This is a genomic window from Solwaraspora sp. WMMD792 (assembly GCF_029626105.1).
Taxonomy (GTDB): domain Bacteria; phylum Actinomycetota; class Actinomycetes; order Mycobacteriales; family Micromonosporaceae; genus Micromonospora_E.
Genome location: NZ_JARUBH010000009.1, coordinates 4,349,548 through 4,375,411, shown reverse-complemented (window position 1 = coordinate 4,375,411; position 25,864 = coordinate 4,349,548). Strand labels below are relative to the sequence as shown.

The window sequence follows — 25,864 nt, the reverse complement described above, 5'->3', positions numbered from 1 at the left end:
ACGGTAGAACCTCGCTGTGGGCGCTTGCCGGGGAGTTGCGGATGGCCAAGGTCTATGTCTCCGCGACGTATGAGGACCTGGTGGACTGCCGCGAAGCGGTTGCCGAGGCGATTCGCCGGTTGGGTCTGCAGGACGTCGCCATGGAGTCCTACGTAGCTGAACCGAGGCGCCCTCTCGACCGCTGTCTGGCCGATGTCCGTCGCTGCGACATCTACCTCGGTATCTTCGCCTGGCGGTACGGTTTCATCCCGTCCGGGCACAACGCTTCGATCACCGAACTTGAGTTCCAGGCCGCCGCCGCTGCCGGCAAGCCCTGCCTGATCTTCCTGCTCGACGAGGAAGCGAGGTGGCCACGGCGGTACGTCGACCGGGAACCCGACGCGTCCCGCGTCGACGCCCTCCGCAGACGTCTGGAGGGAGCCTACCTGTGCAGCAAGTTCGTGGACTCTTCTGACCTGGCGGCCAAGGCGACGGCGGCGCTGGCCGTACATCTGGCGAACGCTTCGCCGGCCGTGCCGGTGCTCGACACACAGGCGCGTCGACGCTACCTCGACCAGCTCCGCAGCCAGCTGGGCAACCTTGACCTGGACACCCTCACTCCACCGCAGAACGACCCCGGCACCCTGCGGGTCAGCCTCTCCTCGGTCTTCGTCGAGCCGAGTGTGCGCGCCGATCCGCCGCCGGTGGAACTTCCCCGGGAGTGGTGGGCGCGGCTGTCCGACGCGGACCCGGGGCGGGGCCCGGACGGGTCCGAGGACGTGGCCGCCGAGCCGATGGCGATGCTGCACGACGCGTACCGGGCCAAACCACGACAGCCGGTCTTCGACGTCCTGGTCGAGCCGGAACGCCGGCTGACCGTACTGCTCGGCAATCCCGGTGCCGGCAAGTCGACCGTCGCGCGGTACCTCGCGCTGCAGCTTGCCGACAGCCAGGCTGATCCGCGGCTGGCGCCGCTGCGGGAGTGCCTGCCGATCGTGGTCGAGGTCCGGATGTACGCGGCCATCCGCGCCGAGGGCAAGTGCGCCAACTTCCTCGGCTACCTCGGGTACCGGTACGAGGCCGGCGTCTTCGCTCTCCACCCGCAGGCCCTGGACGACCATCTCGCCGCCGGGGCACCCACGGTGGTCATCTTCGACGGTCTCGACGAGATCTTCGACGGCCGTCGTCGACAGGAGGTGGCCGAGCAGATCGCGGCGTTCTCGACCCAGTTCAGCACGGTCAGGGTCATCGTGACCTCACGTATCCTGGAATACACCTCCCGGGCGCACGGAAACGTCCGGCGCACCCTGGCCAACGCCGGTTTCGCGCATTTCACCCTGCAGGACCTCGATCTTGGACAGATCAGGACTTTTCTGACCCGCTGGTTCATCGGGGTGCTCGGCCAGGACGCCCGCGACGCGGCGCAACGCAGCGCCGGCCTGATGCGCGACATCACCGGCTCCCGGCCGCTGCGGGAACTGGCAGGCAATCCGATGCTGCTGACCATTCTGGCAATCATCAATCGGCACCAGGCGCTGCCGCGTGACCGCTGGAAGCTCTACCACCATGCCGCCGACGTGCTGGTCGAGCACTGGGAGGTCAGTCGGGACCTGGTACCCGGCGAGGTCGCCCAGTTCGATGCCGAGGACAAGCAGGAGCTACTACGCAGGCTGGCATTCGAGATGCAGACCGGCAACATAGGGCAGAGCGGCGGCTACATCGCCCGCGAGGACCTGGTACAGGTGTTCGTCGAATACCTGGTGGAGCGGTACGAACACGACCGCGCCACCGCACACCAGACAGCCGGGCGGATGATCGACCAGTTGCGCGAGCGGAATTTCATCCTGAGCCTCTACGGCTCGCACATGTACGGATTCGTACACCGGACGTTCCTGGAGTTCTTCGCCGCCGCCGCGATTCTCGACAAGTTCCGCCACGAGCGCGCCTGGTCCTTCGAGCGGGTCAAGGAGGTCTTCGGGCAACACTGGCCCGAGGCATCCTGGCGGGAGGTCCTCCGGCTGCTCGCCGGCGAGCTCAGCGAGGCCGACAACGGAGAACTGATCGACCAACTGGCTCGGACCAACGGGGACTGGCTGGTGACCGAGAACGCACCGCTACCCTGGAACCTCGCCCTCGCGGTGCAGTGCCTGTCCCAGGTACGCCGGATCGGCCGGGTGCCCGCCGCCGAACACCTGCTGCGCCGGTTGGTGATCCTGCTGGAACAGTGCGCGCCGCTGCTGGAGACAGATCTGGAGGAGGCGCTGCCCGGGCTGCGGCCACCCCGCGACGCGATCACGGCGGCCGCAGTGCTGATCGAGGACGAGATCCTGCCGGCAGCCGCGGTGATCGGTCCGGCCTGGCCCGGCCGGGAAGCCTACCTGTCCTGGTACGTCCGGCGTGGCCGGTGGATCGACGACGCGGTGGCGGGCCACGCCGCCCGGCTGGCCAGCTTCCTGGCCAGACCAGCCGACCAGCTGCCCACCCGGCAGGGCGAGGCGATCGCCGCGCAGGGAGACGTCCGCATCGCCAACGCCGCCCTGCAGGGCCTGGCCGAGGCCGCCGACCGGGAACAGGCGACCGGAGCGGCCGCCAGCGCGGGTCGGACCGCACTGGACGAACTCGTCACCGCCGCGACCGGCGACGGCCGGGCAGTCGTGCGACTGACTGCGGTAGAGGCACTCGGCCGGTTCGCTGCGCTCAGGCGGGTCCGCGACGTCCTCGTCGACCGAACCCGCAACGATCCGTACGCGTACGTGCGACTGGCCGCCGTCCAGCACCTCGGAGCGGAACTTGACGCCGAGCCCAGCCTGCTGCCGGTGCTGCTCGGCTGCGCCAGCGACGCCCGCCACGTCGTCCGGGCCGCCGTGGTACGGCTGCTGGCGGCCCTGACCGAGCCGGGCGACCGGGTGGAACAGGCCCTCTTCGACCGCTGTGAACTGGACACCCAGGCCGACGTGCTGCTGCTGGCGGCCCCGCCCCTGCTCGCCCGCTCGCCCCTGGCGGTCGCCCTGCGGGGCGTACTCGCCCACCGGGCCGAGCACGCCCCGGACGCCGCGATCCGGGCGGCGGCCATCAAGCTTCTCGCCCGTGAGGTCGACCCGGTGTCCCAACCCGACCTGTTCCTGCGCCGGATCACGACCGATGCCGACGCGACGGTGGTCCGGGCGGCCGCGCAGGCGGTGCTGGCCGACCGACCCGCCGAGGTGCGCGAGATTCTCATGTCCAGGCTGCGGGCCGATTCCGACGAGGCGGTCCGTGCCGCCCTCGCCGCCGTCGTCGTCGAGGTCCTGCCCGTCGAGGAGGCGACCGCCGACGATCTGATCGGGCTGGTCCGCGTCGACCCCGACCCCGGGGTGCGGGTCGCGCTGCTGGCGGCGGGATCGGCCGTCGGCTTGATGCGGGACCCCCGGCAGCGGGGGGCCGTGCTGGCCCTCGCCCGCGACCTGCAACAGGTGCCGGCCGTGCGCCTCGCCGCCGTACGGGCGCTGACGCCTGCCCTGGCCGAGCAGGGTGAGGCCGAGGCATTCGCGGCTGTCGCCACCACCGACCCGGACACCGGCGTACGACTCGCAGCCGTGGCCGCCCTGCCGAACCGGCAGTTGACCGGTGACGCCAGGCGGCTGCTCGTCGATGTGGTTGACGACGACAGGTCGGCCAGGGTCCGCTGGGCGGCGCTGAACCGGATTCTGCAGGATGGGCTCGAACCGGAGCACCACCCGCTGTTGCTACGCGTCCTGGCCCGGGACGTTGACGCCGAGGTGTTCGACCTGGCCGCTGCGGCCGTACTTGATCTGATGAAGGGGATGGACGACGTCTCCGCCGCCCAAGCCGTGTTCGAGGTGGTGGCGCTGCGAACCGCCGACGCGAATCCGGAGCTGCGCGCCGCCGCCCTGGCCCTGCTGGCCAACCGGTTCGCGGTGGTTGACCGCGCGTACCAGGTGGTATGCGGCCGGCTGCGGGAGGACCCGGACCCGGACGTCGTCACGGCCGTGGCCGCTGCGGCCGTCCGTCAGTTCGCCGACCGGCCGGACCTGCCAGGCCTCCTGCTGACCAGGTTGTCCGATCCGAACGCGGACATTCGTTGCGCGGCGGCTCGGTCGCTGGCGACCTGGTGCCAGTCCAACCGGGAGGTCCGCCTGCGGCTGTCGGCCGTCGCCGCATCCGGCGGCGACCTGCGGCTGCGCTGCGTTGCCCTGGCTGCGGTGGCCGTCGCCGCGCACCTACCGGACGTCCGGGCGCTACTGCTGCAGCTGCTGACCGACGGCGAGCGGCCAGTTCGTACGGTGGCCGTACACATCCTCGGCCGCCGCCTCGGGCATGATCAGGCAGTACGCGATTCACTGACCGCGGCGTTGCAGCGCGAGCAGCCGCCGGACGTGCGTCGGGTCATCGAGGCGACCCTGGTGTGGACCGGCGAGGCGGAGGTCGAACGCTTTCCCGACACGGGTCCGGGCGATCTCGGCGATCCGGTCGCTCCAGGCCGGATCAGTTGACGAACGCGTACTCGATCCGTCCGACCGTCGACTTGTCCAAGGTGATGCCCTCCCGCCGGGCCCGCTCCAGAATCTGCAGCACGATGTGATCGTCGATGGCGACCTGGCCCAGCACGATCCGGGCAGCAAGTTCCACCGGCAGATACCGGGAGTTGAGGATGGAGAAGGTCCGGTAGGCGGTGAATGGATTCGCCTTCGGGTTGACCTGGACGACGGCCGGCAGGTCCGCCCACTGGTCCGGCAGTTCGTCGACCTTGTAGGCCTGCACCGCCACGTCGCCGTCCTTGTCGCGGAGAACCCCCAGCCGGGCCAGCTGCCAGACCGCCGCCAGGTAGGTGCACGCCCAACGCCGGTCCTCGCCCTGGTCGTCCCACAGCTCCACGTCGACGAAGATCGAGTGCCTGTTCCGTGCGTTCTCCCGCGGCGGTGTCCACGGCACGAACGACATCGCCTGATCGGTGCCGGCCGACCGTAGGCCGTTTGCCAGCCACCCGGTCTCGGCGGTCGGCGGCCGGGCACCGGTGGTATTGGGGGTCGGCTCCGACACCAGTTTGTCGAGTACCAGTTCCGCCAACCGGACGCCATCGGCGAGGACACACCCCGACTCGCGGGCGATGTGATCGAGCTGGACGCCGCTGGCCCTTGCCGCGCTCTGCAACTGCTCGAAGACCTGGCGCGGGCTACCGAACGGGGTGAAGTAGTCGTCGATCAGAAAGCAGGTGCTCAGCCGCGCCGGCCGGCCGGTCCGCGCCACCTGCTGCGCGCTGACCACCTCGAGCCACGGCCGTACCTGGGCGAAGTGCTCAGTGAGATAGTCGGGGCCGCGCTCGAAGTCCTCAGCGTACAGGTGTCCCAGCTCGACGGAGACGTGTGCCAGCGCCGCCTGCTGCATGCGCGGCCCGGCCGTGCTTTCCTCGTACGCCACTGTAACCGTCATCAGGACTGCTCCCAGGTTGACTTGTCCGTGATGCGCTCGGCCAGGTTTTCGAACGCTTCCAGTGTCGCCCCGTTTGCGACTCCGCGCGCGACGTCCTCGTCCGAAATCAGCTGCTCCTGCCATTGCAGCATCGGGTCCAGCGGTACGGTACCGAGTCTCACGCTTCGGCCCACGCCGTTGGTGCTGGCCAGCGTGTCGAGCTCCTGGTTGCGTTTCTGTAGCCAGGCGACCTGGGTGGCGCTGAGGCCGGTGAGCCGGGCGGGCACTGCCGGGTCGATGGTCGCCGTCCGTACGAACCGGATTCGTCGGTTGAAGCCGGCCGGATCGTGGCCCCGTGCCTCGGCCTGCTCCAGCAGCCCGTTGACCCCGAACGCCAGCCCGGCCGCCGCGATCACATGTTGCCGGGTCCACCGGTGGAAGACCAGCCACTGGCTGTGGATCCGAGTCGTCTGTGGGCGGTTCGTGGCGGCGAGAGCCAACTCGGTGGCGATGGACCGGCCCGCGCTGAGATCGATCAGGCAGACGCTGAACTCCTCGCTGAGTCGCTGGAACAGGTCGGCGCAGCGGTCGATCATCTCGCCCGAGGGCGGACGGGCGAACTCGCCGCCGCCCTCGTCACCGGGAAACAGGGTGAGCTGGCCGGCACCGGCCGGTCGGCCCCCCAACCCGCGCGCCTCCCGCCAGATGTCGATGCGCTTGAGTTCGCCCACCGCCTTGCCATGCAGGTACCGGTGTAGTCCGTTGCCGCCATCGGTGCCGCGCTCGACGCCGCTGACTCCGAAGATCGCGCCAGCAGTCGGCGATCCGAAGTCGAAGTCGAGATAACACACGTCGTCGCCGCGCATCGCGGCTCGATAGAGCACGTTGATGCTGGTGACCGACCGGCCGGTGCCCCCCTTGTCGGACATCGCGAAGACGAACATCAGACGTTCTCCTGCCGGGCCGATGCCAGTTCGTCCAGCAGCCTGAGTGACTCGCTTGCCAGCGCGACGGTGGTGCCGGGGCGGGTACGCGCCATCTGCCGGCCACGCTCCAGGTGCATTCGGATCTTGATGAGGGTCTTGCCGAGTTCGTTCACGTTGCTGGGTACCGAGCCGTTCATCAGTTCCATGTCGTACAGATGCTCGGCTTCGGCGAGCATCGCGGCCGCCATTTCGGTCAGGTCCGGATCGACCAGCGGCTCCTGGATCAACAGCTTGGCGGCGCTGACCAGAGCCTGCACCACCCGCTCCGTGTAGTACCAGGACGGCTTCTCGTGTCGTTTGGCGCCCGGGAAGACCTCAGCCGGTTGGTCCCACAACTGCACGTCACTGCTCAGCCGACGAACCGCCAGGTGCGCCCAGGCCTGATCGGCCAGGTTCAACATCCGCTCACGCTGTGCCACGTCGCGGATCAGCGTCGCGATCACCACCGAGCGTTGCAGGAGCAGCGAGGAGAACTCACTGACCGGCCAGCGCAGCCGCTCGCCACCGCCGATCTCGCTGCCCACCAGTGTGAGCTCGACACCGGGTGAGTGTAACGCCTGGGCACTGTCGTCGGAACCGGCCGGGCGTCGGGTGACCCGGGCGCGTTGCGCCAGTTCGGACAGGACCGCGCCGATCCGGGACAGTTGTACGTCGGAGCCGCGTTCCTGGGCGAGGCCCTTCACCGCCGCGGACGTGACGAGCAGAGTGTAATAGTCGGACTCGTCGAGGTCGGTCGTCCGCCACGGGATGTCCTCGATGGGCCAACGCGCGCCGTTGCCGAACGTCGCGACGGTCGCCCAGTACCGCCGGGTGAGGTCCCAGCGCAGCTGCAGCGCACGGGTCAGCCGCTGCTGTTCCTCGTTGAGCAGGTTGAGCACCCGGGTGCGCTCGGAGAAGAGATCTTCGATCGCGTCCAACGCCAGCACCGTGAAGTAGAGGTACGGCGCGTTCTGCGCGACGCCCTTCGGCTGTTCGATCTTGGGGGCGATCGACTTGTCCTCGACCTCGATCTCCGGTGCGTCCTTGATGACGCCCCATGACCAGCCACACTCGTACAGGTCGTTCGGGCGCTCCCGAAGCGTGGTGACCTGGCCGGAGCCGATCAGGACCTCACCCAGTGAGGCGGTGGTCTCCTGGAGGGCGTCCCGGAGCCGCTGGGCCAGCTTCTCCTCGTCGCTGTTCTCCTGGTTCACCGTCCGCAGCAGCGTGCTGCCCTCGGTCGAGTCGACAGGGAAGGTGGAGACGGCGAAACTGCGTAGCAGCCCCACCATGGCCGCGGTCAGTCGCACCGCGGCGAGGCCCTCGAGCGCCTGGATCTCGGTGCGGAGATCCTCCGGCTGCTGCGGCGTTTCCCGGTAGACCCGGGAGAAACCGATCGTCGCCAGCGACAAGGTGACCGACACCGCGAACGAGTCGACGATGTCGAGTCTTGCCTGCTCCGGCGTTGGCGCTTCACCGGAACTGGCGTTGAAGTAGCTGCCGCCAGCGAAGGTGGGCCGCCCGTTCTCGTCGGAGTAGCGGCGGAAGTACTGGGTGAGCACGCGGACCAGCGTCGCCGGAATGACGTGGACATCGCCGATCACGCGCAGCGCTTCGGCGACTCTGTTGCTGGTGGTGTCCGGCTGGTCTAGGGCGAAGATCGGTAGCTGGGTCGCGGGCAGCAGGATGCAGAGCAACTGCTCCGCGTCGCTGAGCGAGTTGGCCCCGTCCCGTCCGCCCCACATCCACTGTCGGTCGCGCCAGGACGCCTTCGCGGTTGCGCGCCAGATGTCCAATAGGTGTTGCCGAGGCTGAATCCGCACCGCCGCACTCCGCTGTCGTCGAGTTCACCTGCCGTAACCACGTGGTGCCGGAACCTCTATAATGGCTCACCAGTCAACCCAGCTACTTCCTCCGCAAAGCCGACACGCGGGGGCCAAACGGTCATCGCTGGCGGGTGGGGACCGAGCTGGCAACACTCATCGATCAACTGCCGTGACCTGGGTTGACTGGGCGCGCCCGGTAGGGTTCGAACCTACGACCTTGGGATTAGAAGAAGATCATGGATGGCTGGCCGGGAGCTTCCGCCCCTGGTCAGCCCGTCCGTGACTGTCGGCCAACGTCCGCCCCGGCCGGGTGCCTTGGCTGTACGAATGGCTGTACGGCGGCGGCGCTCCTGTGGAGACCGGAGGGGGTTCGGTGGCGGTCGTCAAGCGGGGGAGTCGGCCGATCGTCGTCGACGGCTGCCGGTACCGCTGGACGGTTCGCCGGAAGCCGACCTACCGCCAGGCCCTGGCGTGGGCGCCGCTGACGTTCGCGGTTGAGCGGGTCGACCCGCCCGGTCGCGCGATCCTCGTCGTACGGGTGGCGTCCGCCCATCCCGGCAACTGGGTCCACGCCGAAGCGACGCCGGTCCGCCCGGCGATGGTCGCCACAACCATCCGCCAGGCGCTCGTGCGCGGCTGGCAGCCGGACCTACCTGGCTCGCCGTTCCTACTCGGCGCGGACTTGATCCTATGACTGCGAGTGGTACTTGCGTCCGGTCGAACCTGAGGTGCCCTGGCGATTTTGATCCCTACTGGCGTCGCACGCGGGTGGCACGCTATACGGCGTGCGGATGACCGATGACGATGGCCGTGTGCTGAATGCTGAGTTTGTCGTGGAGCTAGACGGCCCAGCGTTTGCGCTTCTCTTGGAGAGCGCGGGCGGGCGGGGCGGTCTGGCGCCGTCGCGTAACTCCGACTACACCACGGCTTTGGAACTGCTCCTCGCCCGACTGCGATCTCGCGGCGCGGTGCTCGTCGACGCCCTGGTCGACTCGAAGCGGACAGCCCATCTACCCGAGACTGAGCGGCGGTTGCTGGACGGGCCAGTGTCCTTGGCGGCCGTTGACGACCTGGCGGCGCTGCGACTCCAGTTGACGAGCCGGCAGGGCCGTATCGGTCAGCCACCGGGCGCACCCAAAGCGGGCAACAACCGCAAGCGGCTGCGCCTGCGACTCCATGTGCCTGGGTACAGTCCGGGTGAGGTGCACAGGCTGTCCGCCGACCTTGCCGCCGGCTCGTCGGTATCGCTTGCTTCCGGACGGTCGTCCGCGGTGCCGCCGCAGTCTCGCGGGTCCGTCGAGCGGGGCACGGTACGACTCAACGAGTGGTGGCGCACTGATCCGGCTGAGTGCTACTGGCTGGAGATCACCAACCGGGATGACCTCGGGGCCAACGTCCAAGCGCTCCAGCGCGACGGCAGTGGGCGCGAGAACTGGTCGTATGCCCTGGTAACCGCGCTCCGGCCGGGGGATGTGGTGCTGCACTGGCACCAGACGCAACGTCAGGTGCCCGGAATCGTCGGCTATTCGTTTGCCGCGGATGGACCGTTCGAGGATGAGTTGGTCTGGCATGCCCGTGGCTCGTATGGGCAGGCGCGGCCTACCGTGGGACGACCTCAGCCCTCGTGGCGCTATGAGCTGGCCGACTACACGGCGTTGCCGACGCCGGTTGATCAGGTGGCCTTCCAGCGGGCGGAGGCAGCGCTTCGGGAGATCCGGGCGAGGCTGGAGGCGGCGTACTCTGGGCCGCTGTACTTTCCGTTCGCCTTCTCCGACAGCAGGCCGGTTCGGGTGATGCAGGCGTACCTTGTGAAGTTCCCCGCGGTCATCCTGGACGCGGTTCCCGAGCTGGCGGCGATTCCGCGGCGCCGCGTGCCGCAGGTTGAACCGATTCCCGCTGGTGGTCCTGGCAAGCGGCGGTCGCGCCGGGCCAGTGGTTCCGGGTACGTCGCCGATCCGTTGCTTCGTCGTGCCCTGGAGCGGCACGCGGTGCGCCGGGCGGGTGCCCTGTACAAGGGGTGGACTGTCGAGGACGTGGGGGACCGAGAGTCGTACGACCTCCGAGCCACCAAGGACGGTGAAGAGGTCCACGTTGAGGTTAAGGGCTCGTCGGGTCTCGCGGACACGGTAGAGCTGACCCGGAACGAGGTACGGCACGCACATGGGGCCGTGACGCACCTGGTCGTGGTGGACCAGATCGAGTGGGCACGTCGGCCGAGTGGCGAGATCACGACGGCTGGCGGGCGCGTGCGGCGCTGGGTCGCATGGACACCTATGGACGAGGACCTGGAGCCCACGCGTTACCGCTACAAGCTTTCGGACTCCGGCGCGGAGCTGATGACCTGACCGGGCCGCGGTCCGCGGGCGTCACCGAGTGGTCGGTGGCAAGCCAGTCCCGGGCTTGGACTGGCGCGGCAGTCGGAAGCCCTGACCCGCGACCAGGCCAGCCACGTCGCTTCCGTCACGGCCTGGTCGGGCCGGTGCCTCTGGTTCGAAAAGGGCGGTGTCCCGGCGGCAATCGGCGGCTTACCGCCCCGGCGCCGTAGGCGTCCGGGGCGGCCTGCCGCCGGCCGGGCTTGCCGCCCGCGCGCCGCGCCCGGCGCGGCGCCTTGATTCAATACAGGGTTATTCGGCAACTGGGGAGTCTGCACGCTCTCTTTCGGGTGAGTCCCTCTGCTGAGGAACTGCAACCGAGGTATGTGCCGAGAAATTAACTTCTCGACGAGCCCAGCGCCTTAATAGCGGCAGCATCGAGGATTTCTCCGATGAGTAAACTGATGATAAATCGTCCAGTGCTTTAGTGAAGGATGGCCCCTCTGCTTGACCAAGCCTTACCTTTATAAGTGGCAAAAGGAACTGTAGCCGGCCTAGACCAGATTCCAGAACAGACTCTTTTGACAACCACGTGTCCGAGCTTTCAAGCATAAAGAAGAGAATAACTCCGCCAACGTTTAATTCGTCTGGGCTCAGGTCCCCCGAACTCTCGGAATTGCCTGAGCCGGCCGCCCTTCTGATGTCCATCATCGCGGATGTCAGGGACAGAGTGTGGTCCATCTCTGGGTCGTTTCCCCAGGGTGGGTCGTCGAGCTGAAGCAAAAACTGGCTTATTTTCTCGACTCGACTCCAATAGATATTGTTTCGATTCTGTCTAGCGCCGGCCATTGTTCTTAGGATCTGCCCTGCACATGGGGTTACCCCTATTCTCCATCCGGGGTAGTCAAAGCCGGCGAATAGCCAATCAATTCCGTGCTTGGCTAAGGGTTCGGCAATGTTGAACTCCTCGAGAGGCAGGAGTCCGGCATAGAGGTTATGGTTGATCGTTGCGGCCTGTTCAATTTTGACTCGGTGGTCCCGGATGATCTTCGTGAGCGATGGTTCGACTATGTCGAATGCAATGCGTGATCCGCGGGGCCTTGCTGCCCTTATGCCCATATAAGCGAATGCCGCAGCACTCATTATTGTCGAAGTGTCCTCTGAATTTAGGTCGTTTCTAATCCTGGAAGTTAGCTCGTCATGGATAGTTGAATTGTTTGGCGATGTGAGTGCTTCCAGTATTGCGGTCATCGCCTGCTTTGGGCTTGGGGAACCTGAAGGTTTGGGTGTAATCCAGACGCATTCCGTCATTAATCTATATGCTTCAGATACTATTTGTCGTACTTGCGTCGGGGGAAGCACCAAGAATGAAAGACATCGGGAAACGAAGGAAATTAGTGCGCTTCGTGTAGAATTATCTATGTCAATTTGTGCAAGCAGGAAGCGAACTATTCGTTCGCCGCCTCTCTCGCTATGGCGATCGGTGATTTGCGTAGCAAGCTGTGCGACAATATCCCACTCCTCCCGCAGGATGTGGGGTGCCAGCATGCCTGCGATCTGCTCGGGTGAATCCCCTATCCGCGTAATGTGGTAAGCCGCGAAGTACTCCAAAAATGTACGATGGGTAAACTTGTATAGGACTTCGCCGTCTGCGGTCGTGCCTGCGTCGTTAAAGACCCAAGCTCGGCCCCTGCAAAACTCTACAAACTCCCGCGCGGCTTCGCGTGCTTGGTCATCGGTTTCGAACAGGTATCCCTTAAGATAGGTCGTCGTTCGATCGACCAGCTGGTGCTCTGTGACTCCTTCTCCCGCACTATCGTTCATCATCATCCAGTACGCTAGGTACTTCATCGCGGGATCCACGGCGTGTCCGGCCTGAAGATTGGAGTAGATGCGCCGGCTACTATCCCACTTATCGAATAGAAGCGTGGCGCATTTCTCATATACTGCCGGTCTATTCCGCGGAATGAAGTGTTCTCCTCTATAGATGATGCATAGGAGGGCTAGCATCAGCGGGTTTGACCGTAGGTCTGGGGATACCTTGCTTTCCTCAACAAATGAGGAAATAACCAACTGCTTTTCGGTACTCGATAGATTTTCCTGCGAGAACCACTTTTCTGCATACAGCTGTACATCTTGATCGTCGAACCGTGAAATTTCGATAACTCGAAACTCCTTTGGATCCATGGGCGCGCGCTGGTATCCAACTAGGCGAGACGTCACGAGCACCGCGCATAACGGGTACCTGGCGCAGAAAAGCTCGACCCTGTCCGCGACCTCTCGTCTGCGACTCGTATCGAGCAACTCATCCAGTCCATCGAAAACTACCAGCACGCGGCCGGTATCAAGAAGGCGCTGGATTAGCTCCCTGGATAGGTCAACCTGGTAGTGGCTCGATGATCGATGGGCTAAGTAATCGATGATTGATTTTTCGCCCATTTCGCCTGCGAAGTCCCGCAGTAACACAAAAAACGGTATCTGGTAGGTAGGAGTTGCTGCGAAGATCGTGGTTATGACGTTAGCTGCAGTCGATTTTCCACCGCCCGGGTCGCCCAAGATTACCGTTCGATCAATTTCCTCTATCAGATCTTCTAGGTTGAGTTCCGTCTCGCGACGACCGCTTTCGGCAAATTTTGGGCTCACGTATATTGTCGAGTAGTGCAGTCTTCTTCGGCGTTCGAAGTCGGGAGGCTCGATAGATCCGTGAGCCCTTGCTGCCTGCTTTCGGTATTTGCCGATCAAATCTGCTTCGCTATCGATTTGGGCAGCGCTAATACTCTGGAGGGATGAGAGGTGCCTTTCCATTGACTCTAGAATATTTGATAACCGTTCAATTTTTGCGTCGTTCCTGATGTCTTCTGCGATTTTTGGACATTTCTCCTCAAATAATCTAGATAGACGGCGCGATTCCCCATCGATGCAGTCGAAAAGTTTATTCAGATATGGATTGAGGATTGACGCTTGAACTCGATTTATTTCTGACCATGCGCTAATTTGCCAGGCCGCCCGAAGTCGTCGACTGTCGAAGTCGCTTGTCGCAAGGTGTGAGGTTAGCAATTCTCGTACTATCGCGCGCGCGGTTGGTCCCGATAGGAAGTTCTCCAGCTCGGTCTTGTCGATATCGTTTGGCTCAGAAACTGAGTGCAACGCGACTGACTGGCTTACTCGATCCGAATTTATGTAGGTTCTAAAAAATTCTTGCTCTGATTCTTCTATTTTTCGCTTTACTGTTCTTTCTATATGCGAGAAGATAAATGTGGCGGATTTTGTTATTAGACCAATAATATTTCCTTCTATTGGCACGTCGACTCCGATCGAAAGTATGCTGCTTATTGATATTGCGATGCTATTCTGATTTTCAATGCGACATGTGCAGATAGCAGGTCTTGTGAAATTCCGACTACTTCCTGCTCTCTGAATATTCTCCGTTCAATTACTACCACTGGAGTCTGGTGATCGAAATTGAGGGCCTCGATTTCGGTCCGATCGGGCATTCGGGCGGTGACTCGTAGATCTACGTGTGTGACTCTAATTCCGTGCGCGAATAATATGCTCGCTTCGTCACTCTGGCCTTGTTCGTTGGCGGGATCGGCTATGGGTGTGCCGGCGACGAGATCAAGGAGATTGTAGGTCGTTGTTAAGTGGTGGGCATGGCCATCGGTCTTGAATAAGAAGCGGCGCTCCAGCAGCGGGGTTCCGGGTTCGCAACCAAGCAAGGCCGCAAGGTGAGGACTGGCGGGTACATCCTCGTAGGTGGCTTCGACGGCGATGACATCTCGGGTTGAAACGTGCTCTCTGTCGAGTAGCGTGACAATCTGTTCGCCACCTCCACGCGGTTTCGTCTCGTCCTGGCGGCAGTTAGTGGTGATTTGCCGGCTTGCCGGGTTCGGAAGGGCGACTGCGGGTTGAGCGTATGTACCTCGGCCGTGTTCGGTGGTGACGAGTCCGTCTTGTCGTAGGGCGTTGATGGCGGCGCGGATGGTGCCGCGTGCGACGTTGAACTCTTTCGCGAGCGCGACTTCAGAGGGTAGGAGTGCGCCGGGTGGTATGGCGCCGCTGGTGATGCGGTCGCGGAGTTGGTCGGCTACGCGGCGGTAGCGGGGTGTTCCGTAGTGCGGGGTTGGCACTCGTGCCACGTTACCTGTCTGTTGTGTAGTCAAGTGCCGTCTGGCTGCTCGTTTCTACGTCTGGACAACAGGTCCACTTGTAGGTACGTTTCCCTGTGTGTGGTCGGGTTAGCCGCTCGTGATCAAGGGGTTGGCTGCGTTCGGTGTCCCGGCCACACGTCTCGCGCACTGTCTGTCTGCGCCTCCAGTGGTGGGGGTGCGGGTGGTGCGCGTCCTGGTCGGGGTGCGGCGTGACCCGACTCCGCCCGCCGGGCGGTGCGCCGTATCTCGCGGTGGGGCCGGCGGCTCTGTGCGTTTCCCCCCGGTTGCGTGCGGGGTCGCCGGTCTCCTGTCAGCGTGGGAGGTGCTGATGATGAGGACTTCGCGTCTGGTGGCCTGGTGGCGTCGTCGACGTCGGACCGGCCCGGCCGTTGAGGTGCGGGCGGTGGCCCGTGTCGTTCCTGGGTGGGCGGTGGAGCCGACGCAGGTGTCTCCGCTGGTGGTGGGTGCGCCGTTGTTGACGGTAGGTCAGCGGTTCCGGGCTGCTGGTGGGCGGTGGTCGCGGTGATCTCGACCGGCGGGCCGGAGGGGGTGGAGCATCCGGCGTGGTGTGCGCGGGAGCGGTGTGGGCATGTGGTGCCTCCGTTGTTCGCGCACATGGTGCGGCGGCATCGGTCGCGGTTGTGGCAGGCGGGCACGCCGGGTGTAGCGGGCGGCGGGGTGGTCGCGTATCTGATCGGTGGTGACCGGTTGCCGCCTCTGGTGGCGGTGCATGCGGCTGCTCCGGGGATGGGGTCCGGGTGTGCTGAGTTGCGGCTGACCGAGGTGCGCAAGCTCGTCGACGCGTTGGGCGTACTGCTGGCCCAGGCGGACGCGGCCCTTGATGCCGACAACGGCGGCGGCCGGGGTGGGGTGGCGGGGTCGTGAACGGGGAGGACGTTCGGCCGGGTGGGCTGGTGTTGTGTCCGGTGTGGTGTGCGGGGTGTGGTCCGCGTGACCGGATGCACCGGGCCGGCGTGGTGACGGCGGGGACGGAGCGCACGGGGTGGGTGAGTGCGGATGTGATCGCCGATCACGGGGCCGTGTTGGACGTGCGGGTGAAGGTGGACGTCACCCGGTACGCGTCGACGCAGACGGTGTTGCTGCAGGCGGGTCCGGCGGCGCGGTTCCTCGGCGGCATCAATCAGGCGACCCGGCTGCTGCATGCGTTCACCCGTCCGAGCGTGCCGGTGGAGGGGTTGGCGTTCCGGCGGGCGTCGCGGTTGGAGCCGGGAATGCGAGTGCTGCTGTTCGGTGGTGTGGTCCTGGTCGTCGACACCGACGAGGTTCCGGAGTTCCCGACGGCGGCGTTGTTGTCGGTGCGGCAGGAGTCCGGCGGCCCGGTCTATACGGTGCTGGTGCCGGCCGATATGGAGCCGCTGGTGATCGGACCATGACCCAGCGGATCACGCGCCGGGTGGTGCGGGGCCGGGTGTGGGCGGACCGTCCGGGAGCGCCGACCACCTGGCAGACGTATGAACGTCTAGGGGGTAGCGTTGCCGGTGTGACGGCCAAGGACTGGCGACCCCGGTATCTGCAACTCGCTGAGCAGTTGCGAGGTCAGATCCTGTCCGGGGACATGCCGCCGGGCACGTTGATGCCGTCGGAAACCGAGCTGGCCGACTCGTCGGGCCTGTCGCGTACGAGTGTCCGTAACGCGATCCGGCAGCTGCGGGAGTGGGGTCTGGTCCGCGCCGAACAAGGGCGGGGCACGTATGTGCGGGCTCCTCGTCAGCGGGTCCGGCGGCGCAACACGGAGCGCTACCAGTGGGAGAAGGACCGCGTCCTGCTGTCGGAGGCGGAACGGCGGGCGACGGGCGGCACGGAGCATGACACCGGTCTGACGGTCGATGATCTGAAGTTCCACGCCGAGTACACCCGCGTACCGGCCGATGCCGAAATGGCCGCCGCGTTCGGCGTCGAGGCGGGCACGGAGTTGCTGCGTCGGGTGTACTGGACGACGACGCGCACGGAGTCGGCTCCGTTGTCGGTGTCGTACTCGTTCCTGCCGGTGGCGTTGATCGCCGGGAACCCGGACCTGCTCGACGCGGGCAAGGAGCCGTGGCCGGGTGGTACGCAGCATCAGCTGTACACGGTCGGGATCGAACTCGATCGGATCGTGGATGAGATCCGCGCTAGGCCGCCGTCGCCGGATGAGGCCGAACTCCTCGACATCGATCCGGGCGTGTCCGTGCTGACGGTGCGGAAGACGTCGGTGGACATCGGCGGGCGGGTGGTGGAGGTCGCTGACGTCGTCATGCCCGGTGACCGCACCGAGTTGGTGTACTCGAACTCGCTTGCGCGGTGGCCTGCTTGACCCAGGTCGTTTCGGTCATCACGCCGGTGCACCTGCCGAGTATCGGCTATCTCGCCGATGCCTACGCCTCCCTGGCCGCCCAGCAGATGCCGGACGGCTGGGGGTGGCGGTGGCTGGTCCAGGAGGACGGACGTACCGGGGCCGTTGCCGACGCCCTGCCCGACGACCCGCGTATCTCGGTCGGTGTCGGCCGACCCGGCGGCCCCGGTGTCGCCCGGACGCTGGCGATGGAACGGGTCGACGGGCCGTTGGTGAAGGTCCTCGACGCCGATGACCAACTCACCCCGGGTGTCCTCGCCCGGGACATCGCCACCCTGACCGCGCACCCGTCGGTTGGGTGGACGACGTCGCGGGTGCTGGATCTGCTGCCGGACGGGTCCACGGTCGGCTTCGACTCCGACCCGCCCGCCGGGCCGATCGCCTGCGGTGACGTGCACGCGTTCTGGCTCGCCAACAACTACCGGGCACCGGTGCATCCGGCGACGCTGTGTCTGCGCACGGATGTGCTGTTCGCCCTGGGCGGCTGGATGGCCCTGCCCGCGTCCGAGGACACCGGCCTTCTCCTGGCCGCGAGCACCATCACCGGCGGCTTCTTTCACGCCGAAACCGGCCTGCTGTACCGCAAGTGGCCCGGTCAGGTCACCAGCCAGGCCGCGCACCGCGAACCGGCCGAACACGCGGCCCGGATGCGGATTATCGACGCACGGGTACGGGCGCTGGCCAAGCTGAACGCCACGGTCACCCTTTCCTAACCGGCACCCGCCTCGCCTGGTCCACAGCCGACCGGTGGGGCCTCTTTGCGTGCCCGTCGACGTCTTCCCGTGCTCGTCGACGTCCGTCCGCCCCGGTAACAGAGCTCCGGCGCGGTTGTGCCGCTGTTCGCAAGGGTCATTCGGGGTATACCGGACCACTTTCCGAGACTTGTTGACATGTCTGCCAAGTAGTCCCTACCTTTGGTCCTGCCGGTTGGCAGACGTTACTACAAGTTGGGAGTTGCAGAGATGGCTCTGCGAGGCGGAACGAGGTTCTCGGTCCGGTGTTCGGACGTGTTCCCGGCGGGGTGCGCGTTGGTGCCCGAGTCGTTGGGTGAGGTCGAGGACTACGACGAGAAGACAGGTCGGCGGTCGCCGGCGAAGGACAAGCTGACGGGTCAGCGGGTGTGGCAGGTCCGGGTGATGGACCTGGATCCGGAGTTGGGGAAGCGGTCGCGGGAGACGACGGTGAAGATCTCGGCGGACTACCAGCCGGTTCCGCCGACGGGGGTGCCGTTCGAGGCGGTGGAGTTCGACGACATGACGGTCACGCCGTACGTGGCGAGCAACGGGCGGATGGCGTACTCGTTGCGGGCGTCGGGGATGCGCGCCCCGGCTGGCCTGGCGAGCAACGGCACCGGTAAGGCGCGGGCGGCCACGGGTTCGTAGTGCTCGGTTCGGGGTGGGGCTGTCTGGTCTTGGCGGACGGCAGCCCCACCCCTTGGTGTCTTCCCCTCCTCCTCTTCCTTCTTCAGATTCGGTGAGGTTCCGACGTGTCCCAGGTTAAGCGCGCCCAGAATCGGGCGCGGATCCGCTGTGCCGACTGCAAGAACATGTTCACCACCACCCCGACCGACGCCCAGGGCGACACCGACAACGCCGCGACGGTTGGCGGGGATGCGGCCCGGTGTGGGTTGTGCGCCGGTCAGCTGGTGTTGCCGTTCCCAAGGTTGCGCGACGCTCGCGGCCGTTTCCTCCCCGTCGTCGGGGGTGGCCGGTGATGGGGCGTCCGCGTGGTGAGGTCGTCACCACCGTTTCCGGTGACCTGCTTGTGGTCCGGCCTCGGCGGTTGCGGCTGCCCTGGTGGGCGGTCGTGCTCGGTCTGCTGGTCCGCTGGTCGGGTCGGGGCCTGTGGTGGTGTCTCAAACATCCGCGCATCCTCACGGTTTCGGTGATCACGGTCGCTGTGTACATCGACTACGGCATTGCCGGCCTGGTGACGCCGGTTGTGCTGGCGGGGTTGGGGTCGGCGGTGTGGCGGTGGCGGCACGAATCGTCCTGGTGGGCGTGGTGCGGCGGTCCGCTGCTCGGCCGGTGGCGGCACACCGTCGTGTACCGGCGGGTGTGGCGCGAAGCGATGACCATGTGCGACCTGTCGCGGGTCTACCAACACCAGACCGTGCTACCGCAGCTCCTCGCCGTGCACTGTGACCAGGCCCTTGACGTGTTGTCGGTGCGGATGCTGCGCGGCCAGACCCCCGCCGACTTCCAACGCGCGACCGAGCAGCTTGCCTATGCGTTCGGCCGGCGGCACGCACGGGTGTACACCGAACGACCCGATGAACTTCCCGTGCGTGGCGGCGGCTGGGTGGGCTGGCTGCTGCGTCAGGTCGACGCCTACCGGTTCCGCGACCGGCCCGACGTGGTCTACATCGTGCTGGTCCGCACCGACGCCCTACGCCGGACGGTTCCGCCGTTCCTGGTGCCGACGGTGCCGGACTTCACCGCGCTCCCGCTGGCCGTGCGGGAAGACCTGCGGACCTGGCACCTGCGGCTGTTGGCGACGCATGTGCTGATCGGTGGGGCGACCCGACGCGGGAAAGGCTCCGTTCTCTGGTCCCTCGTGCGGTCCCTGGCGGGTGGGGTGGCGTCCGGGCTGGTCCGGCTGTGGGTGATCGACCCCAAGGGCGGGATGGAATTCGCGTTCGGCCGTCCGATGTTCGCCCGGTTCGCCTCCACCTCCTTCGACGCCATGGCCGATCTGCTAGACGAAGCGGTCGCGGTGCTGCGGGAGCGGCAGGCGCGTCTTGCCGGCACGGTACGGGTCCACACACCCACGACCGATGACCCCCTCGTTGTCGTGGTGATCGACGAGATGGCGGCCCTGACCGCGTACCTGCAAGACGTCGACCTGCGCAAGCGGATCGCCGCCTCGTTGGGGCTGCTGCTGTCCCAGGGTGCCGGCGTCGGCGTCCTGGTCGTGGCCGCGTTGCAGGACCCGCGCAAGGAGGTGCTGCCGTTCCGGGACCTGTTCCCCACCCGGATCGCGCTCGGGCTGACCGAGGCGTCGCAGGTCGACATGGTGTTGGGCGACGGCGCACGGACACGGGGTGCGTTGGCGGATCAGATGCCGTCGTGGGCCAAAGGCGTCGGCTACGTCCTGCTGGACGGCACCCCCGACCCGGTCCGGGTCCGGTTCTCCTACCTCACCGACACCGACATCAAAACCATGGCGGCCGAATACGCGGCACCGGTGGCCGCTGCGGACATCCTCGCCCAGGTCGGCCGGGAAACCGCCCCCGAACCGGAACAGGCTGCCGCGTCGACCCGGCGAATTCCGCTGCCTCGTAAGCCATCCGGGCCGCTGCTACCTGACTCGCTACTCAACATCCTCCGGCACGACCAGGGCGACACCGACACCCCGAACAACGGGGGTGGTTCCCGGTGAGCGAGACGCAGACGTCGGGGCGGCGCTTCTACCGGCTGCGGACCCCCACCCCCGACGGCGGACGCGGAACAGCCGTCTCCGTGCGGGTCGACACCGACCGGCCCGACCCGTACCCGCTGTATGTCGCCATCGGTGGCGGCCGGCGACGGGTCTACCTGACCCCCGGTGAGGCGTGGGCGCTGTGGCGCTGCCTGTCCGAAGCGGTCGCCTCCCTCGGCGACCCACCCGACCACATCCGCACCACCATCCACCCGACAGGGAGGTAACCCCCGATGCCATCCCTCAACCGCCCCTCCTGGCTTCTCGTGCGGCTGCCGTGGCTGGCCCGACTCCTGCACCGGCCGATCCGCATCACCGCGACCGGCCCCGCCGATCAACTCGCCTCCTTCCTGACCGGGCTGAGCACGTTCCTGCACCGGCACGGACGCCCCGGCCGACGCATCCGCATCGACCTCACCGTCACTGACGACAAGGACCGCGCATGAGCTGGCAGCGTGCCGAAACGGTGCTGCGGCTGGTGATCCTGCTCGCCATCGGCTCGATGGCCGGCGCGGCCGCGTTCACCCACGTCCATGACCTGTCCGTCGCCCACGGCCAACCCCACTGGATCGGCTGGGCCAACGCCGTCGCCGTCGAGTTGATGGCTATCTACCTGGGTCTGGAAATCCGGGCTCGGCGTCGGGCGGGTCGACCGGTCGGGTTCGTCGCAGTCCTCCTCGTCGGCTTCGCACTCCTGTCGTTGGCCGCGCAGGTCGCCGAGGCCGAACCGTCCGTGTGGGGCTGGATCGTCGCGGCTGTCCCGTCGCTGGCGTTCCTGGCCCTGGTCAAAGTCGTCCTGTCCAGCGCACCCGCTGTCCCGGCCGGTCCGGCGGCCTCGGCTGCGGCGGCCAACCCGACCGATCCGGTTGGTTCGGCTGAGCGGGTGCGCGTCGACCAGGCGGACGCCGTCGACCAGGTCCCGACCGCCGACACCGACCCGACACCCGACCAGCGCACCGACCGGGCAACCGATCTGGTCGAGCGGCCTGCGGTCGTCGAACCGGTCCGCGTCGCCGGACACGCCTCGGTGCTGCCGCCGCTCGGGGTCGTCCAACCGCGACGGGCAAACGGGATGGTGGTCGGCCGGTGACCGCACCCACCACCCTCCCCGGACTCGACACACCCACCACCGACCATCCGGCGACAGTCGACCAACAACCTCGGCCCGGCTCCCGTGCCGCGCGGATGGGCCTACCCCGCTCGGTCGACGTCCTCCGCGACGTCGCCACCGAATACGGCGTCTGCATCCGCCCCCTCGCCATGCGGCGGACCGATCTCGACACCGGCCGTACCGAGGTCATCGACCTACCCTGCGGCGCGACCCGCGAGGACAAATGCCCGCCGTGCGCGAAGCGGAACCGCCGACTACGCCAAGCGCAGATCCGCGACGGCTGGCACCGCGACGACGAACCACTACCGCCACCCGAACCGGCAACGGATGAGCAGAAGGCGCTGATCGTGCTGCGGGCGCACTTCGAGTTCGAACGCGACGCGGCCCTACGGGAAGCCGACTGGCGACAGGTCACCGACCTCGACGACGCCATCCGCGAAGTCGAAGACGCCATCACCGCCGAAGGACTACGCGGCCGCGTCGCACCACCCCACACCACCGACGGCGATGGCGTCGACCAGGGCGACACGCAGGACAACGGCAAACGGCGCAAGCGGTCGACCAGACGGCGGCAGGACGCACCCGACCTACCCCGCCGGCCGGTGGAGGCACGCACGGTCGGCAAGACGTACACCGCGCCCGACGGCAACACCTACCGGCCGTCGATGTGGCTCACGCTCACCCTCGGCTCCTACGGACCCGTACGCCCGGACGGCACCCCGGTCAACCCCGACCGGTACGACTACCGCCGTGCCGCGTGGGACGCGGTCCACTTCCCTCGACTGCTGGACCGGTTCTGGCAGAACCTGCGGCGCTGTGAAGGCTGGAACGTCCAGTACGCGGGTTGTGTCGAGCCGCAACGCAGGTTGGCGCCTCATGCGCACTTCGCGATCCGCGGGACCATTCCCCGGCAGACGCTGCGGACGGTGGCGGCGGCGACTTATCACCAGGTGTGGTGGCCGTCCGTTGATGTCCAGCACTACGGCGGGGAGCACCTGCCCGTGTGGGACGTCGACCAGGCGGCGTGGGTCGACCCGGACACCCGCGAGCCGCTGACCGGCTGGGCGGAAGCACTCGACGCGGTCGACTCCGACCCGGACGCGCAACCGGTCCACGTGGTCCGCTTCGGCTCCCAGGTCGACGCACGCGGCGTCATGCCCGGCACGCAGGATGCGGAACGGACCATCCGCTACATCACGAAGTACATCACCAAACACGCCGCCGACTGCCACACCACCACCAGCGGCCGGCAACGCCAGCATCTCGAACGGTTCTGGCAACAACTGCAGGTCACCCCCTGCACCGACCGGTGCGCCAACTGGCTGCTCTACGGCGTCCAACCGAAGAACGCCTCCGCGAAGCTGCGGCCGGGACGCTGCCGGGGCAAAGTCCACCAACGCGCGACCCTCGGCATCGGCGGCCGACGCATCCTCATCTCCCGCGACTGGTCCGGCAAGACCCTGACCGACCACAAACACGACGCACGCGCCTGGGTCCGGGCACTACTCGGCGCGACCACCGACCTGGCCGGCGTCGACCAGGCCACCGGCATCGATGGCGCGGGCTCGGTGCGGCATGCGTGGGAACTGGCCCGGCCCGACGACCCGGACGTCACGCCGCTCGGGCATCGGCTGCTGCGCTCCATCTCCGAACGGGCGCGTTGGCGCGCTCAACTCCTCGCCGCGAAGGACCGGGCGGCACAGGAGGCCAGCGGCGGCACCGGATCGGAACCCCTCGACCAGGAAGGACGCGATTGATGATCTCGGCGAACAGGCGGCGGCTTCCCGTACAGCCTCGGAGCGTGCGGCCGGCGGAAGCTGCGGCGCTGCTCGGGGTGTGTCGAGACACGGTGTACGTGCTGATGCGGGCTGGTCGGCTGCGGTCGGTCAAGGTCGGCCGGGCTCGGCTGATCCCGGTCACCGCGATTGAGGAACTTCTTTCGGCAACCGAGGAGTACGCGGCATGAGCCGGAACCGGCGGCGCTCGCACGGGGAAGGCGCGGTGTTCCCGTACCGCAACGGGTACGCGGCCGTACTCGAAACGGGCTGGGACACCGGTAAGCGGTCCCGCAAGTGGGTCTACGGCCGGACCGAACGTGAGGTGCTGGACAAGCTGGCGGATCTGCGTCGTCGTCAGGAGAAGGGGCAGAACCTGGCGGCCGCGCCCCGTACGTTCGGGGACTGGCTGGATGAGTGGATGTCGATGAAGGAGCGCGACGGTACCCGCCCGTCGACGCTTCAGGGGTACCGGAAGCTGATCGAGAATCACGTACGGCCGGTGCTGGGTCGGGTGGCGTTGGACAAGCTGACGCCGTTGATGATCCGGCGGCTGTTGGCGCAGAAGACCGACGCCGGTCTTTCGGCAACGACGGTCCGGCACGTGCACGGGCTGATCCGCAACGCCCTGGGCGACGCGGAGCGGGAGGAGTTGGTGCACCGCAACGCGGCCAAGTCGGTGCGGCCGCCGTCGGTTCAGCAGGTGGAGCGGCGGGCGTTGACGGTCGAGGAGGCGAAGCGGCTGCTTGAGGTGCTGGCCGGGCATCAGCTGGAAGCGCTGTTCGTCTGCGCGTTGACGGTCGGGCTGCGGCGCGGGGAGCTGCTCGGGCTGCGCTGGTCGGATATCGACTTCGACGCGGGCGTGTTGACGGTGCGGCAGACCGTTCAACGGGCCGATGGTCGGCTGCAGTTCGTCGCGCCGAAAACGCACCGGTCGCGGCGTACCGTTCCGGTGCCGGCGCAGACGTTGGCGCTGTTCCGGTCGCATCGGCGGCACCAGGCGGCGGCCCGGCTGGCGGCGGGGGAGCGGTGGCATGATCACGGGCTGGTCTTCCCGTCGCGGGTCGGGACGTTCATGGACCCGGACAACATCGACCGGACCTGGCACAAGATCCGGGCGGCGGCTGGTCTGGGCTGGCTGCGGCTGCATGACCTGCGGCACGCGTGCGCGACGTTCCTGCTGGTGTCGGGTGCGTCGCCCCGGACGGTGATGAAGGTGCTCGGGCACAGCCAGATCGGGTTGACGATGAACACGTACGCGCATGTCCTGCCGGAGATCGAGCGGGCTGCGGTCGATGAGGCCGCGCGGCACCTGTTCGGCTGATGGCTGTACGAATGGCTGTACGGGGTGGTTCTTGACCGTGACCGGGGTGGTCGTCAACGCCGTGACCTGCGGTGATGGTGGTGCGCCCGGTAGGGTTCGAACCTACGACCTTGGGATTAGAAGTCCCCTGCTCTATCCGCTGAGCTACGGGCGCTTGCTGATCTTCGTCCTGGCGTGCACATAGTAGTGGTCGCAGGTTGTCGTGACGAGTCAGTCGGTCTCCGGTAACCCTCGGTCGACCGGGCGTTGCGCCTCCACCGGTTGACCGGGGTCCGGGCCTAGCGGCTCGGTGGTGAAGTAGCCGCGCAGCCAGCGGTCCAGCTCGCTGAACAGCTCGTCGCGGGCCGGCTGGTGGGACAGGGTCAGGTCGTGCAGGCCGCCGTCGATGCGGACCACGGTGACGTGCCGGCCGAGCCGGGGGGCCCACCGGGCCATGTGCTCGACGTCGAGTACCGCGTCGGCCAGGGTAGCCGAATCGTGCCAGCTGTGGCTGCGGTAGGACCGGGAGGAACAGGCCAGCAGGACCGGCGCGGTGATGTGCAGTCCGGCACGTAGCCGCCGCTGGGCGCGTCGGATGGCGGTCAGCCAACCTGCCCGCACCGGGAACCCGGCGAGCGGCTTCCACTCCAGGTCGTAGTTCCAGTGTCCGCGCTGGGAGGCGTGCACGCTCTGCCCGTACACCCGGGAAAGCCCGACCGGGACGACGCGGTAGGGCGAGCGGCCGGTGAGGCGGCAGACGGCCGCCGCTACCGGTCGGCGGAGCAGCCACGGTGCGTTGAGGTCGAAGAACGGGCTGTTCAGGAACAGCCCGTCCGGTGCGGTGCCCTGGCTGGCCCGCGCGTCGGCCCAGATCGCGGCGATCAGCCCACCGGTCGAGTGGCCGTTGACCAGCAACGTCTCGTTGCCGTCCTGCTCGCGGATGATCCGGGCGGCGGCGTCCAGTTCCGGAAAGTAGTCGCTGAGGTCGCGGCAGAAGTTCGGGGTCTGGTGCGGCAGCAGGCTCCGGCCGTACTTGCGCAGGTCGAGGGCGTAGAAGTCCCAGCCGCCGCGGACGAAGTGGTCGGCCAGGTGGGTCTGGAAGAAGTAGTCGACGAAGCCGTGCAGGTAGAGCACCGCCCGCCCGGCCGGGCGGTCCGCTCGGCGGCGGACCAGGGTCGCGACGACCGGACCCTCGTCGTCTGGGTCCAGCTCGATGACCTGCTGCTCGTACGGGAGTCCGAGGATGTCAGGCTGCACGACCTC

At 66.9% G+C, this 25,864-nt stretch carries 21 protein-coding genes and 1 tRNA gene; 15 read left to right on the top strand and 7 right to left on the bottom strand.

What is annotated here, in order from left to right:
* Nucleotides 1–41: 41 nt before the first annotated feature.
* Nucleotides 42–4,472, top strand: a complete 4,431-nt coding sequence (locus O7629_RS20480) for a HEAT repeat domain-containing protein (RefSeq protein WP_278171077.1) — start codon at nt 42–44, stop codon at nt 4,470–4,472.
* On the opposite strand, the gene O7629_RS20475 is transcribed toward O7629_RS20480, so the two are convergent.
* The 3 genes from O7629_RS20475 to O7629_RS20465 are packed head-to-tail and all read right to left on the bottom strand — an operon-like array spanning nt 4,465 to nt 8,176.
* Complete coding sequence (locus O7629_RS20475) at nt 4,465–5,409, bottom strand: SCO2522 family protein (protein ID WP_278171076.1); 945 nt, start codon at nt 5,407–5,409, stop codon at nt 4,465–4,467. The genes O7629_RS20480 and O7629_RS20475 overlap by 8 nt on opposite strands.
* The gene (locus O7629_RS20470) at nt 5,409–6,332 is read right to left on the bottom strand and encodes an SCO2523 family variant P-loop protein (protein WP_278171075.1); all 924 of its coding nucleotides are present in this window, start codon (nt 6,330–6,332) and stop codon (nt 5,409–5,411) included. Before O7629_RS20470 ends, O7629_RS20475 begins: the two co-directional genes overlap by 1 nt.
* On the bottom strand, nt 6,332–8,176 hold the full coding sequence (locus O7629_RS20465; RefSeq protein WP_278171074.1) for an SCO2524 family protein: 1,845 nt from the start codon (nt 8,174–8,176) through the stop codon (nt 6,332–6,334). Before O7629_RS20465 ends, O7629_RS20470 begins: the two co-directional genes overlap by 1 nt.
* A gap of 376 nt (nt 8,177–8,552) precedes the next feature.
* On the opposite strand from O7629_RS20465, the gene O7629_RS20460 reads away from it, so the two are divergent.
* Together O7629_RS20460 and O7629_RS20455 are read left to right on the top strand one after the other, a co-directional pair.
* Complete coding sequence (locus tag O7629_RS20460) at nt 8,553–8,873, top strand: hypothetical protein (RefSeq protein WP_278171073.1); 321 nt, start codon at nt 8,553–8,555, stop codon at nt 8,871–8,873.
* A 97-nt stretch (nt 8,874–8,970) separates the two neighbouring features.
* On the top strand, nt 8,971–10,524 hold the full coding sequence (locus O7629_RS20455; protein WP_278171072.1) for a DUF3883 domain-containing protein: 1,554 nt from the start codon (nt 8,971–8,973) through the stop codon (nt 10,522–10,524).
* Between the two features lie 279 nt (nt 10,525–10,803).
* Here O7629_RS20455 and O7629_RS20450 read toward each other — a convergent pair whose 3' ends face one another.
* On the bottom strand, nt 10,804–13,794 hold the full coding sequence (locus O7629_RS20450) for an NACHT domain-containing protein (protein WP_278171071.1): 2,991 nt from the start codon (nt 13,792–13,794) through the stop codon (nt 10,804–10,806).
* A 26-nt stretch (nt 13,795–13,820) separates the two neighbouring features.
* A complete protein-coding gene (locus O7629_RS20445; RefSeq protein ID WP_278171070.1) occupies nt 13,821–14,618 on the bottom strand; it encodes a GntR family transcriptional regulator in 798 nt (265 codons plus the stop codon).
* Between the two features lie 543 nt (nt 14,619–15,161).
* Here O7629_RS20445 and O7629_RS20440 point away from each other — a divergent pair.
* The 12 genes from O7629_RS20440 (at nt 15,162) to O7629_RS20385 (ending at nt 24,622) form a co-directional block, all read left to right on the top strand.
* Nucleotides 15,162–15,524: a hypothetical protein gene (locus tag O7629_RS20440; RefSeq protein ID WP_278171069.1), complete on the top strand. Its 363-nt coding sequence runs from the start codon at nt 15,162–15,164 to the stop codon at nt 15,522–15,524.
* Between the two features lie 122 nt (nt 15,525–15,646).
* Nucleotides 15,647–16,033 carry a hypothetical protein gene (locus O7629_RS20435; RefSeq protein WP_278171068.1) on the top strand — a complete coding sequence of 129 codons (387 nt, stop codon included), beginning with the start codon at nt 15,647–15,649 and terminating at the stop codon, nt 16,031–16,033.
* A 107-nt stretch (nt 16,034–16,140) separates the two neighbouring features.
* The gene (locus O7629_RS20430; RefSeq protein ID WP_278171067.1) at nt 16,141–16,953 is read left to right on the top strand and encodes a GntR family transcriptional regulator; all 813 of its coding nucleotides are present in this window, start codon (nt 16,141–16,143) and stop codon (nt 16,951–16,953) included.
* Nucleotides 16,941–17,705 carry a glycosyltransferase family A protein gene (locus tag O7629_RS20425; protein WP_278171066.1) on the top strand — a complete coding sequence of 255 codons (765 nt, stop codon included), beginning with the start codon at nt 16,941–16,943 and terminating at the stop codon, nt 17,703–17,705. Before O7629_RS20430 ends, O7629_RS20425 begins: the two co-directional genes overlap by 13 nt.
* A gap of 249 nt (nt 17,706–17,954) precedes the next feature.
* Nucleotides 17,955–18,374: a transcriptional regulator gene (locus O7629_RS20420; protein ID WP_278171065.1), complete on the top strand. Its 420-nt coding sequence runs from the start codon at nt 17,955–17,957 to the stop codon at nt 18,372–18,374.
* 331 nt (nt 18,375–18,705) lie between these two features.
* On the top strand, nt 18,706–20,373 hold the full coding sequence (locus tag O7629_RS20415; protein WP_278171064.1) for an FtsK/SpoIIIE domain-containing protein: 1,668 nt from the start codon (nt 18,706–18,708) through the stop codon (nt 20,371–20,373).
* A complete protein-coding gene (locus tag O7629_RS20410; RefSeq protein WP_278171063.1) occupies nt 20,370–20,639 on the top strand; it encodes a hypothetical protein in 270 nt (89 codons plus the stop codon). The genes O7629_RS20415 and O7629_RS20410 overlap by 4 nt, the downstream gene beginning before the upstream one ends.
* Nucleotides 20,640–20,645: 6 nt before the next feature.
* Nucleotides 20,646–20,858 carry a hypothetical protein gene (locus O7629_RS20405; RefSeq protein WP_278171062.1) on the top strand — a complete coding sequence of 71 codons (213 nt, stop codon included), beginning with the start codon at nt 20,646–20,648 and terminating at the stop codon, nt 20,856–20,858.
* Nucleotides 20,855–21,502 (top strand): DUF2637 domain-containing protein, encoded by a 648-nt coding sequence (locus tag O7629_RS20400; protein ID WP_278171061.1) that lies wholly within the window; start codon nt 20,855–20,857, stop codon nt 21,500–21,502. Before O7629_RS20405 ends, O7629_RS20400 begins: the two co-directional genes overlap by 4 nt.
* Nucleotides 21,499–23,280, top strand: coding sequence for a replication initiator (locus O7629_RS20395; protein ID WP_347403683.1), 1,782 nt, complete (start codon nt 21,499–21,501; stop codon nt 23,278–23,280). Before O7629_RS20400 ends, O7629_RS20395 begins: the two co-directional genes overlap by 4 nt.
* A gap of 44 nt (nt 23,281–23,324) precedes the next feature.
* Complete coding sequence (locus O7629_RS20390) at nt 23,325–23,489, top strand: helix-turn-helix domain-containing protein (RefSeq protein ID WP_278171060.1); 165 nt, start codon at nt 23,325–23,327, stop codon at nt 23,487–23,489.
* Nucleotides 23,486–24,622, top strand: a complete 1,137-nt coding sequence (locus O7629_RS20385; protein WP_278171059.1) for a site-specific integrase — start codon at nt 23,486–23,488, stop codon at nt 24,620–24,622. The genes O7629_RS20390 and O7629_RS20385 overlap by 4 nt, the downstream gene beginning before the upstream one ends.
* Before the next feature lie 78 nt (nt 24,623–24,700).
* On the opposite strand, the gene O7629_RS20380 is transcribed toward O7629_RS20385, so the two are convergent.
* Nucleotides 24,701–24,776 (bottom strand) — tRNA-Arg (locus O7629_RS20380).
* Nucleotides 24,777–24,832: 56 nt separating this feature from the next.
* A complete protein-coding gene (locus O7629_RS20375) occupies nt 24,833–25,858 on the bottom strand; it encodes an alpha/beta hydrolase (RefSeq protein ID WP_278171058.1) in 1,026 nt (341 codons plus the stop codon).
* Nucleotides 25,859–25,864: the final 6 nt, after the last annotated feature.